Source organism: Streptomyces sp. NPDC053560, assembly GCF_044544605.1.
In the GTDB taxonomy this organism is placed as follows: Bacteria; Actinomycetota; Actinomycetes; order Streptomycetales; family Streptomycetaceae; genus Streptomyces.
Map to the genome: position 1 here is coordinate 215234 of NZ_JBITXI010000007.1, position 15179 is coordinate 230412.

The 15179-nt window shown below is 73.1% G+C and carries 8 protein-coding genes; 6 read left to right on the top strand and 2 right to left on the bottom strand.

Annotated elements, in window-relative coordinates:
* Window positions 1-67: 67 nt before the first annotated feature.
* Window positions 68-277 (bottom strand): hypothetical protein, encoded by a 210-nt coding sequence (locus ACIGQF_RS18810; protein WP_361562835.1) that lies wholly within the window; start codon window positions 275-277, stop codon window positions 68-70.
* A 259-nt stretch (window positions 278-536) separates the two neighbouring features.
* A complete protein-coding gene (locus ACIGQF_RS18815; protein WP_399711329.1) occupies window positions 537-2027 on the bottom strand; it encodes a PucR family transcriptional regulator in 1491 nt (496 codons plus the stop codon).
* Window positions 2028-2155: 128 nt separating this feature from the next.
* Between ACIGQF_RS18815 and ACIGQF_RS18820 the strand changes: the two genes are divergently transcribed.
* The 6 genes from ACIGQF_RS18820 to ACIGQF_RS18845 all read left to right on the top strand — a co-directional run bounded on the left by ACIGQF_RS18820 (window position 2156) and on the right by ACIGQF_RS18845 (window position 14983).
* Window positions 2156-3637 carry a sodium:solute symporter gene (locus ACIGQF_RS18820; protein ID WP_399711331.1) on the top strand — a complete coding sequence of 494 codons (1482 nt, stop codon included), beginning with the start codon at window positions 2156-2158 and terminating at the stop codon, window positions 3635-3637.
* 63 nt (window positions 3638-3700) lie between these two features.
* On the top strand, window positions 3701-5377 hold the full coding sequence (locus ACIGQF_RS18825; protein WP_399711333.1) for a thiamine pyrophosphate-binding protein: 1677 nt from the start codon (window positions 3701-3703) through the stop codon (window positions 5375-5377).
* 104 nt (window positions 5378-5481) lie between these two features.
* Window positions 5482-8244 carry a discoidin domain-containing protein gene (locus ACIGQF_RS18830; RefSeq protein WP_399711335.1) on the top strand — a complete coding sequence of 921 codons (2763 nt, stop codon included), beginning with the start codon at window positions 5482-5484 and terminating at the stop codon, window positions 8242-8244.
* A gap of 107 nt (window positions 8245-8351) precedes the next feature.
* Window positions 8352-9386 (top strand): esterase-like activity of phytase family protein, encoded by a 1035-nt coding sequence (locus ACIGQF_RS18835; RefSeq protein ID WP_399711337.1) that lies wholly within the window; start codon window positions 8352-8354, stop codon window positions 9384-9386.
* A gap of 108 nt (window positions 9387-9494) precedes the next feature.
* Window positions 9495-13397: an ABC transporter ATP-binding protein gene (locus ACIGQF_RS18840; protein ID WP_399711339.1), complete on the top strand. Its 3903-nt coding sequence runs from the start codon at window positions 9495-9497 to the stop codon at window positions 13395-13397.
* 140 nt (window positions 13398-13537) lie between these two features.
* Entirely contained in the window at window positions 13538-14983 is a 1446-nt protein-coding gene (locus tag ACIGQF_RS18845; protein WP_399711342.1) for a S28 family serine protease, read from the top strand.
* Window positions 14984-15179: the final 196 nt, after the last annotated feature.

The following is a 15179-nucleotide window of genomic DNA, read 5'->3' on the forward strand; positions in this document are numbered from 1 at the left end:
GCCGCGCGGAACGCGCCAGGGCCCCGGAACGGTGACCGTTCCGGGGCCCTGGTCGTACAGGCTCTGCTCAGAGGCCCGCGGTGGGCAGCGCGCCGGCCAGGCCGTTGGCCTTGGCGAGCGTGCCCTGGGCGAGGCCCTCGACGGCCTGGACGGCGGAGCCGTCGACGGTCACGGCGGCGTCGTAGCCGGCAACGCCGGCACCGACGGTGGCGGCACCGGCGGCAATGCCGTCCAGCTCGCTGTCGGAGATCTCGGCGGTCTCGATGAAGTCACGCATGAATTTTCTTCCCTTCAAGCACGGGGGACGCGGAAGAACGGGGTTTACGCCGGGAATAGTGCCGGGATTGAGGCCGTAAGGCAAGTTCTCTGCAATGGCCCGCGCAGTACGCCGGAAATGGCCCACCACATGCGCTGTGAAGTGCGGCTTTGAAAGCCGATGCCGTGGATGTCGGAAGTCGCCCGGTGGAATTCGGGAAGGGGTGGAGAAGGGCGGCGAGGTCCAGTGAAAAGGACATGTCCGTAATCGCGTCCGGAATTCAGGAAAGTACACCGAGCGCGAACCAAAGCTCCATCCGGACGTCCGGATCGTCCAGGTCGGTGTCCAGCAGCGCCGCGGCGCGGGCGACGCGCTGGCGGACCGTGTTGCGGTGGATGCCGAGCGCCGTCGCCGTCCGGTCCCAGCTGCCGTGCAGGGAGAGCCAGGTGTGCAGCGTCCCGCGGAGCGCCGGGGCCCCGTCGAGCGGCGCCAGCACGGCCGCGGCGTGGGCCCGGGCCTCGGTCGGCGGGACCAGCGAGGCGAGGCCGCCGGTGCCGCCGACGCCGGGGGAGCGGTGGCGGACGAGCGGGCGACGGGCCGCCACCGCGCGGCGCAGCGCCGCGGCCGCGTGCGCGTCACCGGCGGTCAGTCCGGAGACCGGTACGGGCTCGCTGACGCCCAGCGTCCAGCCGGGCTGCGGCCCGATCTCGCGGTCGGCGGGGACGAGGGCGCGCACGGCGTCGGCGCCCGGCGCGACCAGGGGGGTGCCGAGCCCGGCGGCCAGGGCGGCGGCGGGCGCGTCGTGGCCCCGCCGGGCGCGGGCGTGCACGACGGCCCAGTGCGCGTGCTTGAGCAGGGGCGCCACCTCGGCGGGGGAGTCCCCGAGCAGCAGCCGCACCAGCGCGGCCGAGTGCCCGCCGTCGGCCGCCGCCGCGTACGGGCCGGTGAGCAGCGACAGCAGGACCGCCGCGACGCCCACGACGGCGCGGGCCGCCGGGTCGGGCGGCGGCGCCACGACGGTCAGCGCGAGCGTCCGGTCCGGTGCCCGGCCGCCGAGCGCGTACGCGGCGAGATGACGGCCGACCCCGTCGGCCGGTGACTCGCCCGCCGACGCCGGGCCGCCGGGAACCGTCACCCGGCGCGCGAGCCGCGTGACCGCCGTCAGCGCGGCGGCGGGCGGCCGGGTGCCGGCGGCGGCCAGCTCGTCCTCCCCGCCCGCGCCGGTCACCGCCGCCCAGCCGTCCACCCGGCGGGCGAGCGTGCGCAGCACGGCCGGCACCGGGTCGGGCCCGCCCGCCGCCGCTGCCAGGGCCCGCTGGCCCTCGCTGACGCGGGTCAGCTCGCGGTGCCGGGCCTCGGTCATGGCTTCCCACACGGCGCTCTCCACCGCCGTGAACGGCGTCTCCCGCGGTACCTCCAGCAGCCGCAGCCCGTGCCGGTCGCAGGCCGCGACCAGCGCCGACGGCACCGCGTCGTGCACCGGCGCGATCCCGAATCCGAGTGCCACGGCGCCGGCCGCGACCGTGCGCTCCGCGTACCCGTCCAGATAGGCGCCGTCCCCCGCCGCGTCCAGATGCACCCCGGCCGTCAGCAGCAGCTCGCCGCCGAGCAGGTACGGCTCCGGGTCGGCCATCTCCGAGGTGTGTACCCAGTGGACGGTGGCGTCTTCGCGCGGCCCGGCGATCTGCCGCAGCCCGAGACCGGCGCGGGCGAGCAGCGCGGAGAGCGGGACGCCGGGAGTGGGCGGCAAAGGGGGCGACGCGTCGGCCATGTGCGGATCATCCATTCCGGAGGGGCGGAGTGGAGGAAACGTACACTTCTTCGCCGCCGCGCCGTTTCCTAAGGTCAACCCACGCAATCCCGCCCGTCCCCCGCTCCGCCCTGCCGAAGGGATGGCCCATGGCTGTCGACTACGCGGTGATCATCTTCTATCTGGCCGGCATGCTCGCCATGGGCTGGTGGGGCATGCGCCGCGCCCGTTCCAAAAGCGAATTCCTGGTCGCCGGACGGCGCCTGGGGCCGTTCATGTACTCCGGGACCATGGCCGCGATCGTCCTCGGCGGCGCCTCCACGATCGGCGGCGTCGGCCTCGGCTACCAGTACGGCCTCTCCGGTGCCTGGATGGTCTTCACCATCGGCCTGGGCCTGCTCGCGCTGAGCGTCTTCTTCTCGGCCCGGATCGCCCGACTGAAGGTCTACACCGTCTCCGAGATGCTGGACCTGCGCTACGGCGGCTCGGCGGGGGTCATCTCCGGCGTGGTGATGTGGGCGTACACCCTGATGCTGGCGGTCACCTCCACCATCGCGTACGCCACCATCTTCGATGTCCTCTTCGGCCTGGACCGCACGGTGTCGATCATCCTCGGCGGGGTGATCGTCGTCGCGTACTCCACCCTCGGCGGCATGTGGTCGATCACCCTCACCGACATGGTGCAGTTCGTGGTCAAGACGATCGGCGTCCTGCTGCTCCTGCTGCCCATCGCGGTCGTGAAGGCCGGCGGCTTCGGTGAGCTGCGCGCCGAGCTCCCCGACTCCTACTTCGCCCCGCTCGGCATCGGCGCGCAGACCGTCTTCACCTACGTCCTCATCTACTCCTTCGGCATGCTGATCGGCCAGGACATCTGGCAGCGGGTGTTCACCGCGCGCGGCGACCGCGTCGCACGGCTGGGCGGTACCGCGGCCGGCACGTACTGCCTCGTGTACGCGCTGGCCGGCGCGGTGATCGGCACGGCCGCCAAGGTGCTCTACCCCCATCTGGGCAGCCCGGACGACGCGTTCGCCACGATCGTGAAGGACGCGCTGCCGGTGGGCGTGCGCGGGCTGGTCCTCGCGGCGGCGCTCTCCGCGGTGATGTCCACGTCCTCGGGCGCGCTGATCGCCTGCGCGACGGTCGCCAACAACGACATCTGGTCCCGGCTGCGTGGCGCCATCGGCGGCCGGGGCCGTACCGAGCATCACGACGAGGTGCGCGGCAACCGCGCCTTCATCCTCCTCATGGGCGCCGCCGTCATCTGCATCGCCATCGCCCTCAACGACGTCGTCCAGGCGCTGACCGTCGCCTACAACCTCCTGGTCGGCGGGCTGCTGGTCCCGATCCTCGGCGGCCTGCTGTGGAAGCGCGGCACGGGCGCCGGCGCGCTGGCCGCCGTCGCGGCGGGCGGCGCGACGGTCATCACCCTGATGGCCTGGCGCGGCGTCCTCGCCAACGAACCCATTTACTACGGGCTGCTGGTGTCGCTGGTCGCGTACGTGACGGTGAGCCTGGCCTCGCGGCCCACGGACCCGGCAGTACTCGCGGAATGGCGCTCCCGCCTGGCAACTCCGGCCGAGTCCGGCAACCTCGGCACCACTCCGGCCGAATCCAGCCCGTCCGGCGCTTGAGGACGAGCGGCCCTCAGGCCGTGATCACAGCCGCACCCCCACGCACCCGCAGAGAGGCACGACGTGAGCACCCCGCAGTCATCGGACAGGCCCGCGCAGCGAACCGGTGGTGACCTGGTCACCGAATCGCTCCAAGCGCTCGGCGCGCAGACCGTCTTCGGCCTCCCCGGCCAGCACGCCCTCGGCCTCTTCGACGCGCTGAGCCGCAGCGCCCTGCGGTACGTCGGGCTGCGCGTGGAGAACAACGCCGGGTTCGCCGCCGACGCGTACGCCCGTACGACCCGCACCGTCGCACCGCTCATGGTCTCCACCGGCCCCGGCGCGCTGATGACGCTCGCCGCGCTGCAGGAGTCCGCCGCCGCCTCGGCCCCCGTGCTGGCGATCGGCAGCCAGGTGCCGGCCGCCGGGCTCGGCGGTGGCCGCCACGGCTACCTGCACGAACTCCGGGACCAGAGCGCCTCGTTCCGCGACGTGGTGAAGTCCGTGCACAGCGCGCGCACCCAGTCGCAGATCCCGTCGGTGATCGCCGCGGCCTGGAAGTCGGCGCTGACGGCCCCGCACGGCCCGGTCTGGGTGGAGATCCCGCAGGACGTACTGCTCGCACCGACGGAGATCCCGGTGGTCACGGGCGTGGCAGCGGATCCGGAGGAGCTGCCCCCGCGCCCCGAGCTGACCGCCGCGGCCGCCGGCCTGCTGGCGAACGCGGAGCGTCCGGCGATCATCGCGGGCGGCGGGGCCGTACGCGCTGACGCCGCGGGCGAGCTTCGGGAGCTGGCGGAACGGCTGAGTGCTCCCGTGGTCACCACCTTCGGCGGCAAGGGCGCGTTCCCCTGGACCCACCCCCTCTCCCTCCAGTCCTGGCTGGAGGACCGCCACACCACGGACTTCCTGGAGGACGCGGACGTCCTGCTGGTCGTGGGCTCGGGCCTGGGCGAACTCTCCTCGAACTACCACACCTTCAATCCCCGCGGCCGGGTCATCCAGATCGAGGCGGACGCGGGCAAGCTGGAGGCCAACCACCCCGCGCTCGGCATCCACGCGGACGCCCGCCTCGCGCTCCGGGCGCTGCTGGAGGCGGCCGGCACGCGCGAGGACGGCACGGCACCCGAGCGCGTACGGGCACTGCTGGACCGGGTGGGGGAGCGGATCGCGTCCCAGGACCTCACCCTGGAGCAGGACGTGCTGGCCGCCGTCCGTGAGGCGCTGCCCTCCCGGGCGCCGTCCTTCTGGGACATGACGATCCTCGGCTACTGGGCCTGGTCGGCCTTCGACGCCCGCCACGCGAACACCATGCACTCGGCGCAGGGCGCGGGCGGCCTCGGCTACGCCTTCCCGGCGGCGCTGGGCGCGGCCGCCGCGGACCCGGAACGCCCCGTACTCGCGGTGAGCGGCGACGGCGGCGCCATGTACTCGCTCGCGGAGCTGGCCACGGCGCGCCAGTACGGCCTGCCGGTGACCTGGCTGATCGTGGACGACGGGGGGTACGGCATCCTCCGCGAGTACATGACGGACACGTTCGGGCGGGCGACCGGCACCGAGCTGGCGCGGCCGGATTTCGCGGCGCTCGCCGAGTCCTTCGGGGTGCCCGCGGTGACCAGCGCTCCCGAGCGGCTGCGGGACGATCTGGCCGCGGCGCTGGCGGCCCCCGGCCCTTCCGTTGTGGTGCTGCCGGCACTGCTGCGGATGTTCGCGCCGACGCATTTGGGTGATTCGGCGGATTCTCCGACTTCGGAAAGTTAACAAAGCGCGCGGACCGTTGACGCGAACTGTTCATAACTTTAGGTTCGCTGCGGGCAGCGCCCCGGCCTGCCCGCCCGTGCCCGACGAACCGTCGACGGAGAACAATGACGTACTCCCCACGTCCGCTGCCGCGCGCCGGCCGGCGGCTGCTCGTCCCCCTGCTCGCGGGCGCGCTCATCGCGGCCGTGCCCCCCGCCTCCTCGGCCGAGACGCCGGCCGGGGGCCGCGCCGCGGGCCCGGCCACGGGCGCCACCCCCGCCGCCGACGGTTCCTGCGCCTCGGACGGCCCCGGCTGGACGCCCACGTCCACCCGCATCGATCCCGAGGACAGCGACCACCCGTACGTCGCCAACGGCTACCTCGGGCAGCGGGTGCCGCCCAACGGGACCGGGTACGCGGCGACCGGCGGGAAGACCGGCTTTCCGCTCTACACGCCGCGCTACGACGGCGCCTTCGCGGCCGGACTGTTCGCCGACGGCCCCAAGTCGGTGAAGAAGCGGCAGGCCATCGCCGCGCTGCCCACCTGGTCCACGCTGAACGTCGCCACCGGCGGCTCCGGCGGCGAGACCTTCAGCGCCGCGACCGAGCCCGGCCGGATCTCCCACTACCGGCAGACCCTGCTGATGCGCTGCGGCCTGGTCCGTACGTCGCTGACCTGGACCGCCGCCGACGGCCGCGCCACCGACCTGGTCTTCGACGTGCTCGCGGACCGCACCCGCGCGCACACCGGCGCCGTGCGGCTGCGGATGACGCCGCACTGGAGCGGCCCGGCCACCGTCACCGACACGCTCGACGGACGCGGTGCCCGCCGGATCACGCAGACCGGCGGCGGCGCCCGCTCCGGCGACCGGACGCAGGACGTCACCTTCCGCACGAACGGCACGAACACGGCGGGCGCGGTCGCGTCGACGCTCCGCACGGGCCCGGGCATTCGTTCGGGAAGTGAACAGAAGGCTGCTGCGGCCGAGAAGCTGACGGCGCATCAGGGCGTCTCATTCCCGGTGCACAAGGGACGGACGTACGAGGTCGCCAAGTACGTCGGCGTGGACACCGCGCTCACCTCCGAGAACCCCAGAGCCGCCGCCACCCGCGCTTCCCAGCAGGCCGCGGCGCGCGGCTGGGACGGCCTCTACCGCGACCACGCCACCGCCTGGCAGAAGCTGTGGCGCTCCGACGTCGAGGTACGCGGCAGGGAGCAGCGCGACCTCCAGGCCTGGGTGCGCTCCGCGCAGTACGGGCTGCTCGCCAACTCCCGCGAGGGATCCTCGAACAGCATCGCCCCGACCGGCCTGACCAGCGACAACTACGCGGGCGAGATCTTCTGGGACGCCGAGACCTGGATGTACCCGGGCCTGCTGGCCGCCCACCCGGACCTCGCCCGGTCCGTCGTGGACTACCGGTACCGGACCCGGGACGCCGCCCGCGCGAACGCGAAGAAGCTCGGCTACGACGGGCTGTTCTATCCCTGGACCAGCGGCGGCAAGGGCGACCTGTGGAAGGAGTGCCACAGCTGGGACCCGCCGCACTGCAAGACCCAGAACCACCTGATGGGCGATGTCTCGCTGGCCGCCTGGCAGTACTACCTCGCCACCAAGGACACGGGCTGGCTGCGCGAGCGCGGCTGGCCCGTCATGCAGGGCATCGCGCAGTTCTGGGCCTCCCGCGTCACCAAGAACAGTGACGGCAGCTACTCGGTCAAGAACGTCGCGGGCCCCGACGAGTACAGCAACGGCGTGGACGACGGCGTCTTCACCAACGCGGGCGCCGCCACCGCGCTCCGCCACGCCACCCGCGCCGCCGCCGTCCTCGGCAAGAAGGCCCCCGCCTCCTGGAACGCCATCGCCGGCAAGCTGCGCATCCCGTACGACAAGAAGAAGCAGGTCTTCCAGCAGTACGACGGCTACAAGGGCACCACCATCAAGCAGGCGGACACCGTGCTGCTCCAGTACCCGCTGCAGTGGCCCATGTCCGACGCCGCCAAGGCGAAGACGCTGGACTACTACGCCGCGCACACCGACCCCGACGGCCCGGCGATGACCGACTCGGTGCACGCCGTCGACGCCGCCGAGACCGGCGAGCCCGGCTGCGCGACCTACACCTACCTCCAGCGGTCCGTCCGGCCCTTCATGCGCGGCCCGTTCCACCTCTTCTCCGAGGCCCGCGGCGAGAAGGCCGGCGCCAACGACCCGCTGTCGGGCTCGCCCGCGCAGGACTTCCTCACCGGCAAGGGCGGCTTCCTCCAGGTCTTCACCCACGGCCTCACCGGCCTGCGGCTGGGCGAGGACAAGATCACCCTGGACCCGACGCTGCCGCCGCAGCTCGCCGACGGCGTCACCCTGCGCGGCCTGCACTGGCAGGGCCGGACGTACGACGTCGCGCTCGGCGCGCACCACACCGAGGTGCGGCTGACCGGCGGCGAACCGATGACGGTCGCCACCCCGGAGGGCGAGCGGGTCGTCAGCCAGGGCGCCCCGCTGCACCTGAAGACCCGCCGCCCCGATCAGGAGCCGACGGACAACGCGGCCCGCTGCCGGCCGGCGAAGGCCACGTCCGAGGAGCCCGGGATGTACGCGGGGGCCGCGGTGGACGGCAACACCACCACCGCCTGGGTGCCCAACGCCACCACCGGCACCCTCACCGCCGACCTGGGCGGCGTCCGCCGGATCGGCACGGTCACCCCGCACTGGACGGACAAGAAGCCCGAGTCGTACCGGATCCAGGTCTCCCGCGACGGGCGGCACTGGACCGGCACGGGCTACGACGGGAAGTCGCCGGCCCGGTACGTCCGGGTCACCGTGCACGGCAAGGACGGCGCCAAGACCCGGCCCGGCATCACCGAGCTGACGGTGGCCGAAGCGAAGGACTGACCGGCGGCCGTTCCGCGGGACGGAACGTGTGATGCGGGCGGGGCGACCGGGGGAAGGAACCCCGGGCGCCCCGCCCGTTGCCGTACCGCCGACCGGAAGGCCCCACCGTGCGTCTCGCCGCATTGCCCGCCGCCCTCGCCGCCGCACTGCTCGCCGCCGGTACGCTCCCGGCGGCCGCCGCCCCGTCCCCGGCGCCCGCCACCGGGCACGCCTGCTCGCCCCGCGTCTCCGTCGACCGCTGGTCCGACGCCCTCGACAAGCGGTCCGTCGACGGCACGTACGTCGGTAACTTCTCCGCGCTCGCCAGGGACACCGACGGCGACCTGCTCGCCCTCTCCGACCGGTCCGCGCTGGTCACCCTCGACGGCCGGACCCGCGAGCCGCTGCGCGCCGTACCGCTCGCCGACGAGCACGGCGCGCCGCTGGACTCCGAGGGCCTGGTCGTCGAGGCGAACGGCGACCGGATCGTCACCTCCGAGACCGAGCCGTCGGTACGCCGCTACGACCGCGCAGGGCGCCCGAGCGGCAGCCTCCCCGTCCCCGGCGCGCTGCGGGTCGCCCCGGCCGGCCGGTCCACCGGCAACCAGACCTTCGAAGGCCTGACCGCGGGACCCGGCGGCCGTACCCTCATCGCGTCCATGGAGGGCGCGCTCACCGGCGACGGCACCGACGCGCGGGGCCGGTCCCTGCACCGCTTCCAGACCTGGGAGCGGCGGCCGCACGGCGGCTACGCGCTCGCCCGGCAGTTCGCGTACCCGGTCGAGAAGGGCATGACCGTCCCCGAGATCACCGCGCTCGGCGACGGCCGCCTCCTCGTCCTGGAGCGCACCTTCACCCCGCAGGGCAACGTCATCCGCCTCTACCTCGCCGACCCCCGGCACGCCACCGCGACCCAGGACACCGAGCGGCTCACCGAGACCGTGCGCCCCGCGCGCAAGACCCTGCTCGCCGACCTCACCCGCTGCCCCTCCCTAGGCGCCCCCGCCAAGCAGCCGCAGCTCAATCCGCTGCTGGACAACATCGAGGGCATGACCGTGCTCGGCAGGCGAGCGGGGCGGCTGCATCTCCTGCTGGTCAGCGACGACAACCAGAACCCGAAGCAGATCACGCGGCTGTACGACATGACCGTCCGTATCCAGTGAGCAGCGTGCGGTGACGCCCATGGTTGCGTGAATTGTTGCGGTGGGATGAAAACACCGGTCGGCGATGTTGGTGCCTGCGGCAGGTAGTCGACCGGTGGGAGGCGTCGCGTGGCGGGCACGGACACGGCAGAAGAGGGCTGGGCGCGGCGGCTGACGCGCACATGCTGGCAGTACAGGAAGGACGTACTGCTCGCGCTCGGCTCCTCGCTCGCCGGGATGGCCGTCATGGCGCTGGTCCCGCTGGTGCCGAAGCTGATCATCGACGACGTGATCGTCAAGCACGAACGGTCCCTCGCCCCGTGGGCCACCCTGCTGATCGTCGCCGCGGTCGCCGTCTACGTCCTCACGTACATCCGCCGGTTCTACGGCGGCCGGCTCGCGCTGGACGTGCAGCACGATCTGCGTACCCGCATGTACCGCGCGATCACCCGGCTGGACGGGCGGCGCCAGGACGAGCTGTCCACCGGCCAGGTGGTCGGCCGCGGCACCAGCGACCTCCAGCTCGTGCAGTCGCTGCTGTTCATGGTGCCGATGATGCTCGGCAACATCCTGCTGTTCGCCATCTCGCTGGTGGTCATGGTGGTGCTGTCGCCGCTGCTCACCGTCGTCGCCCTCGCCGTGGCCCCCGCCCTGTGGTGGATCGCCAAGCGCAGCCGCATCCGGCTCTTCCCGGCGACCTGGTACGCGCAGGGGCAGGCGGCCGCCGTGGCCGGTGTGGTCGACGGCGCCGTCTCCGGCGTCCGCGTCGTGAAGGGCTTCGGCCAGGAGGAACAGGAGACCGGCAAGCTCCGCGAGGTCAGCCGGCGGCTCTTCGCCGGCCGGCTGCGCACCGTACGCCTCAACGCCCGCTACACCCCCGCGCTCCAGGCCGTGCCCTCCCTCGGCCAGGTCGCGATGCTCGCCCTCGGCGGCTGGATGGCCACCCGCGGGCAGGTCTCGCTGGGCACCTTCGTGGCCTTCTCCACCTACCTCGCCCAGCTCGTCGGCCCGGTCCGGATGCTCGCCATGGTCCTCACCGTGGGCCAGCAGGCCCGCGCCGGCGTGGAGCGGGTCTTCGAGCTGATCGACACCGAGCCGGTCATCGAGGAACGCCCCGACGCCGTCGAGCTGCCCGCCGACGCCCCCGCCACCGTGGAGTTCGAGCACGTCACCTTCCGGTACGGCGACGACACCGGCACGCCCCCGGTCCTGGACGACTTCTCGCTGCGCATCGAGCCCGGCGAGACCGTCGCCGTCGTCGGCACCTCCGGCAGCGGCAAGTCCACCGTCTCCCTGCTCCTGCCCCGCTTCTACGACGCCGGTGCGGGCCGGGTGCTCGTCGGCGGCCGGGACGTGCGCGACCTGACGGCCGACTCGCTGCGCTCCGCCATCGGCCTGGTCCCCGAGACCAGCTTCCTCTTCTCCGACTCCCTCCGGAACAACATCGCCTACGGCGCTCCGGACGCCACCGACGAGCAGATCCGCGCGGCCGCCCGTGCCGCCCAGGCCGACGGCTTCATCTCGGCCCTGCCCGACGGCTACGACACCGAGGTCGGCGAGCAGGGCCTGAGCCTGTCCGGCGGCCAGCGGCAGCGCGTCGCGCTGGCCCGCGCCATCGTCACCGACCCGCGCGTGCTGATCCTGGACGACGCCACCTCCGCGGTGGACGCCCGGGTCGAGCACGAGATCCACGAAGCGCTGCGCGGCGTCATGGCCGGCCGTACGACCCTGCTGATCGCGCACCGCGCCTCCACCCTGGCGCTCGCCGACCGGGTCGCGGTCCTCGACGGCGGCCGGCTGCTGGACATCGGTACGCGCGAGGAGCTGGAGGAGCGCTGCGAGCTGTACCGCAGGCTGCTCACCGACCCGGACGAGCTGGGCAGTGTGCAGCGGGACCCGGTGGGGCGGGCCGCGACGGCGGGGGCCTTCTCCGGGGAGGCGGCGACCACCGGGCTGCCGGAGCCGGCGGCCCCGGCAGCGGGCCCGGAGGACGACCGCCCCCGCACCGTCGACGGGGTCACCCCCGAGCTGTGGGTCCGTACCGGGGAGCCGGGCGACACCGGCCGGCAGGAGGGCGGCGGGGCACCGGCCGCGGCCCTCGCCGGCCGCCCCGGCGGCATGGCGGGTGCCCTCGCCGGGATGCCTTCCCCCAAGCGCTCGACTCCGTTCGAACAGGGGGGACCCGCATCCCCCGAACTCCTGGAGAAGGTCGCCGCCCTACCCCCGGCCACCGACACCCCCGACGTCGACGAGGAGCGGGCGGCCCGCCCGGAGACCGCCTACGGCCTGCGCCGCCTGCTCGCGGGCTTCGGCCGCCCGCTGCTGGTCGCGCTGGCGCTGGTCGCCGTGGACGCGGTCGCCGGACTGCTGCTGCCCGTACTGATCCGGCACGGCATCGACGACGGCGTGCAGCGCGCCGCGATCAACGGCGTCTGGGCCGCCTCCGCCGCGGCCCTGATCGTCGTGCTCGCCCAGTGGGCCGCCCAGATCGGCTCCAACCGCATGACCGGGCGTACCGGCGAACGCGTCCTGTACGCGCTCCGCGTCAAGATCTTCGCTCAGCTCCAGCGCCTCGGCCTGGACTACTACGAGCGCGAACTGACCGGCCGGATCATGACGCGGATGACCACGGACGTCGACGCGCTCTCCACCTTCCTCCAGACCGGCCTGGTCACCGCCGTCGTCTCCGTCCTCACCTTCTTCGGCATCCTGGTCGCCCTGCTGGTCATCGACGTCCAGCTGGCCCTGGTCGTCTTCGCCACGCTGCCGCCGCTGATCATCGGCACGTACTTCTTCCGCAAGCGGAGCGTCCAGGCGTACGAGCTGGCGCGCGAACGGATCAGCGTGGTCAACGGCGACCTCCAGGAGAGCGTCGCCGGGCTCCGCATCGTCCAGGCGTTCCGCCGCGAGCGCAGCGGCATCGACCGCTTCACCGAGCGCAGCGCCGCCTACCGGCAGGCCCGCACCCGCGGTCAGTTCCTGATCTCGGTCTACTTCCCCTTCGTCCAGCTGCTGTCCTCGGTCGCCGCGGCGCTCGTCCTGATCGTGGGCGCCGACCGGGTCTCGGCGGGCACCCTGACCGCGGGCGCGCTGGTCGCCTACCTCCTCTACATCGACCTCTTCTTCGCCCCCGTGCAGCAGCTCTCCCAGGTCTTCGACGGCTACCAGCAGGCATCCGTGTCCCTGGGCCGCATCCAGGAACTGCTGCGCGAGCCGACCACCACCCCGGCGGCCGAGGAGCCCCGCCCGGTGCGGAAGCTGACCGGTGAGATCACCTTCGACGACGTGCACTTCCGGTACACGACCGCCGACGGCGAGCAGGCCGAGGCCCTCTCCGGCATCGCGCTGACCATCCCCGCCGGACAGACCGTCGCGTTCGTCGGCGAGACCGGCGCCGGCAAGTCCACCCTGGTCAAGCTGGTCGCCCGGTTCTACGACCCCACCACGGGAGCGGTCCGGATCGACGGCACCGACCTGCGCGACCTGGACCTGACCGGCTACCGCCACCGCCTCGGCGTCGTCCCGCAGGAGTCGTACCTCTTCCCCGGCACCGTCCGCGACGCCATCGCCTACGGGCGCCCCGAAGCGACCGATGCCGAAGTGGAGGCCGCGGCCCGGGCGGTGGGCGCGCACGACATGATCGCCACGCTCGACGGCGGCTACCTCCACGAGGTCGCCGAGCGCGGCCGCAACCTCTCCGCGGGCCAGCGCCAGCTCCTCGCCCTGGCCCGGGCCGAACTGGTCGACCCCGACGTGCTGTTGCTCGACGAGGCGACCGCGGCCCTCGACCTGGCGACCGAGTCGGTGGTCAACCGGGCCACGGACCGGCTGGCCGGCCGCCGGACCACGCTGGTGGTCGCCCACCGCCTGACCACCGCGGCCCGTGCCGACCGCGTCGTGGTGCTCGACCGGGGCCGGGTCGCCGAGGACGGCCCGCACGCCGAACTCGTCGCCAACGGCGGCCGCTACGCCGAACTGTGGCGGTCCTTCACCGGCGACTTCACGGGAGAGGAGGAGCGCGTACGGGTGTGACGTACGGGAGAGGAGGAGTGGGCACGGGGCCGAGCGGTCCCGCCGCCGGGGTGTGACCGGAACCGCCGGTCGGGGGGTGGTCGGTGGCAGGCCGTACCGATAGGTTCAGCGCGACCTTTGCGAACCCCAGGGGAGGGCGCATGCGCAGAACGCTCAGATGGCTGTTGTCGCTCGTCGTGCTCATAGGCACGCTCGGCGCGGGAACCGCCACGGCAGGGGCGGCCACCGTCGCCGGGCCGACCGGTACGACAGCGGGCAGCCGCGCGGAGACGGACATCAAGGACCGCCTCCTCGCGATACCGGGAATGAGCCTCGTCCAGGAGAAGCCGGTAGACGGCTACCGCTACTTCGTCCTGAACTACACCCAGCCGGTCGACCACCGGCATCCGGGCAAGGGCACCTTCCAGCAGCGCATCACCGTGCTGCACAAGTCGACGGACCGCCCCACCGTCTTCTTCACCTCCGGCTACAACGTCTCCACCGAGCCGACCCGCAGTGAGCCCACCAAGCTCATCGACGGCAACCAGGTCTCGATGGAGTACCGCTACTTCACCCCGTCCCGGCCGAAGCCCGCGGACTGGAAGAAGCTGGACATCCAGCAGGCCGCCGCCGACCAGCACCGCATCTTCCGCGCGCTGAAGCCGGTCTATGCCAAGAACTGGATCGCCACCGGCGGCAGCAAGGGCGGCATGACGGCGACCTACTACCGCCGCTTCTACCCGCACGACATGAACGGCACCGTCGCCTACGTCGCGCCCAACGACGTGGTAAACGACGAGGACTCCGCGTACGACCGCTTCTTCGCCACCGTCGGCACCGCCCAGTGCCGCAAGGACCTCGCCGCGATCGAGCGCGAGGCACTGAAGCGCCGCGGTGAGATGGTCGACCGCTTCCAGAAGAAGGCCACCGCCGAGGGCTGGACCTTCAAGCTCGCCGGCAACGCCGACCGTGCGTACGAGATCATGGTCACCGACCTGGTCTTCGGCTTCTGGCAGTACCAGCCCGCCGCCACCGCCTGCGCCGAGGTCCCGAAGCCGACGGCCACCACGGACGCGCTGTGGGCCTGGATGGACAAGGTCGGCGGTTTCGACAGCTACACCGACCAGGGCATGGAGCCCTACCTGCCGTACTACTACCAGGCGGGCACCCAGCTAGGTGAGCCCGGCTACCAGTACCCGAACGTCGCGGACCTGCTCCGCTACCCGGGCATCAACAACTCCCGCACCTTCGTCCCCCGCGACATCCCCATGTCCTTCGACAAGAAGGCCATGCCGGACGTGGACCGCTGGGTGCGCCACCACGCCCAGCAGATGATGTTCGTCAACGGGCAGTACGACCCGTGGAGTTCGGAGCACTTCCGGGTCGGCAAGGGCGCGAAGGACTCCTACGTCTTCACCGTTCCCGGCGGCAACCACGGCTCCAACATCGCGAAGCTGAAGGAAGCCGACCGCACCAAGGCCACCGCCCGCCTCCTGAAGTGGGCCGGCGTGCAGCCCGCCGCGGGCGAGCCGGCGCCGGCGGCCCCGTACAACAAGAAGCTGGACAAGCAGCAGCAGGTCCAGCGGATGCCGCTGCTGCGTCCGTGAGCACGGACGCAGCGCAGGGACGGGTGCTCCTGTCTCGCGTAAAAACGTGCGTTCCTGCGTTGCGTAGGGACGGGCGCTTGCGCACAGCGTGATCCCCGGCGTGGGGGGGGGGGGGGGGGGGGGGCCCCGGCCGCCCCCCCCCCCCCGCCCCCCCCCCCCCCGCGCCCCCCCCCCCCCCCCCCCCCCCCCCCCGGCG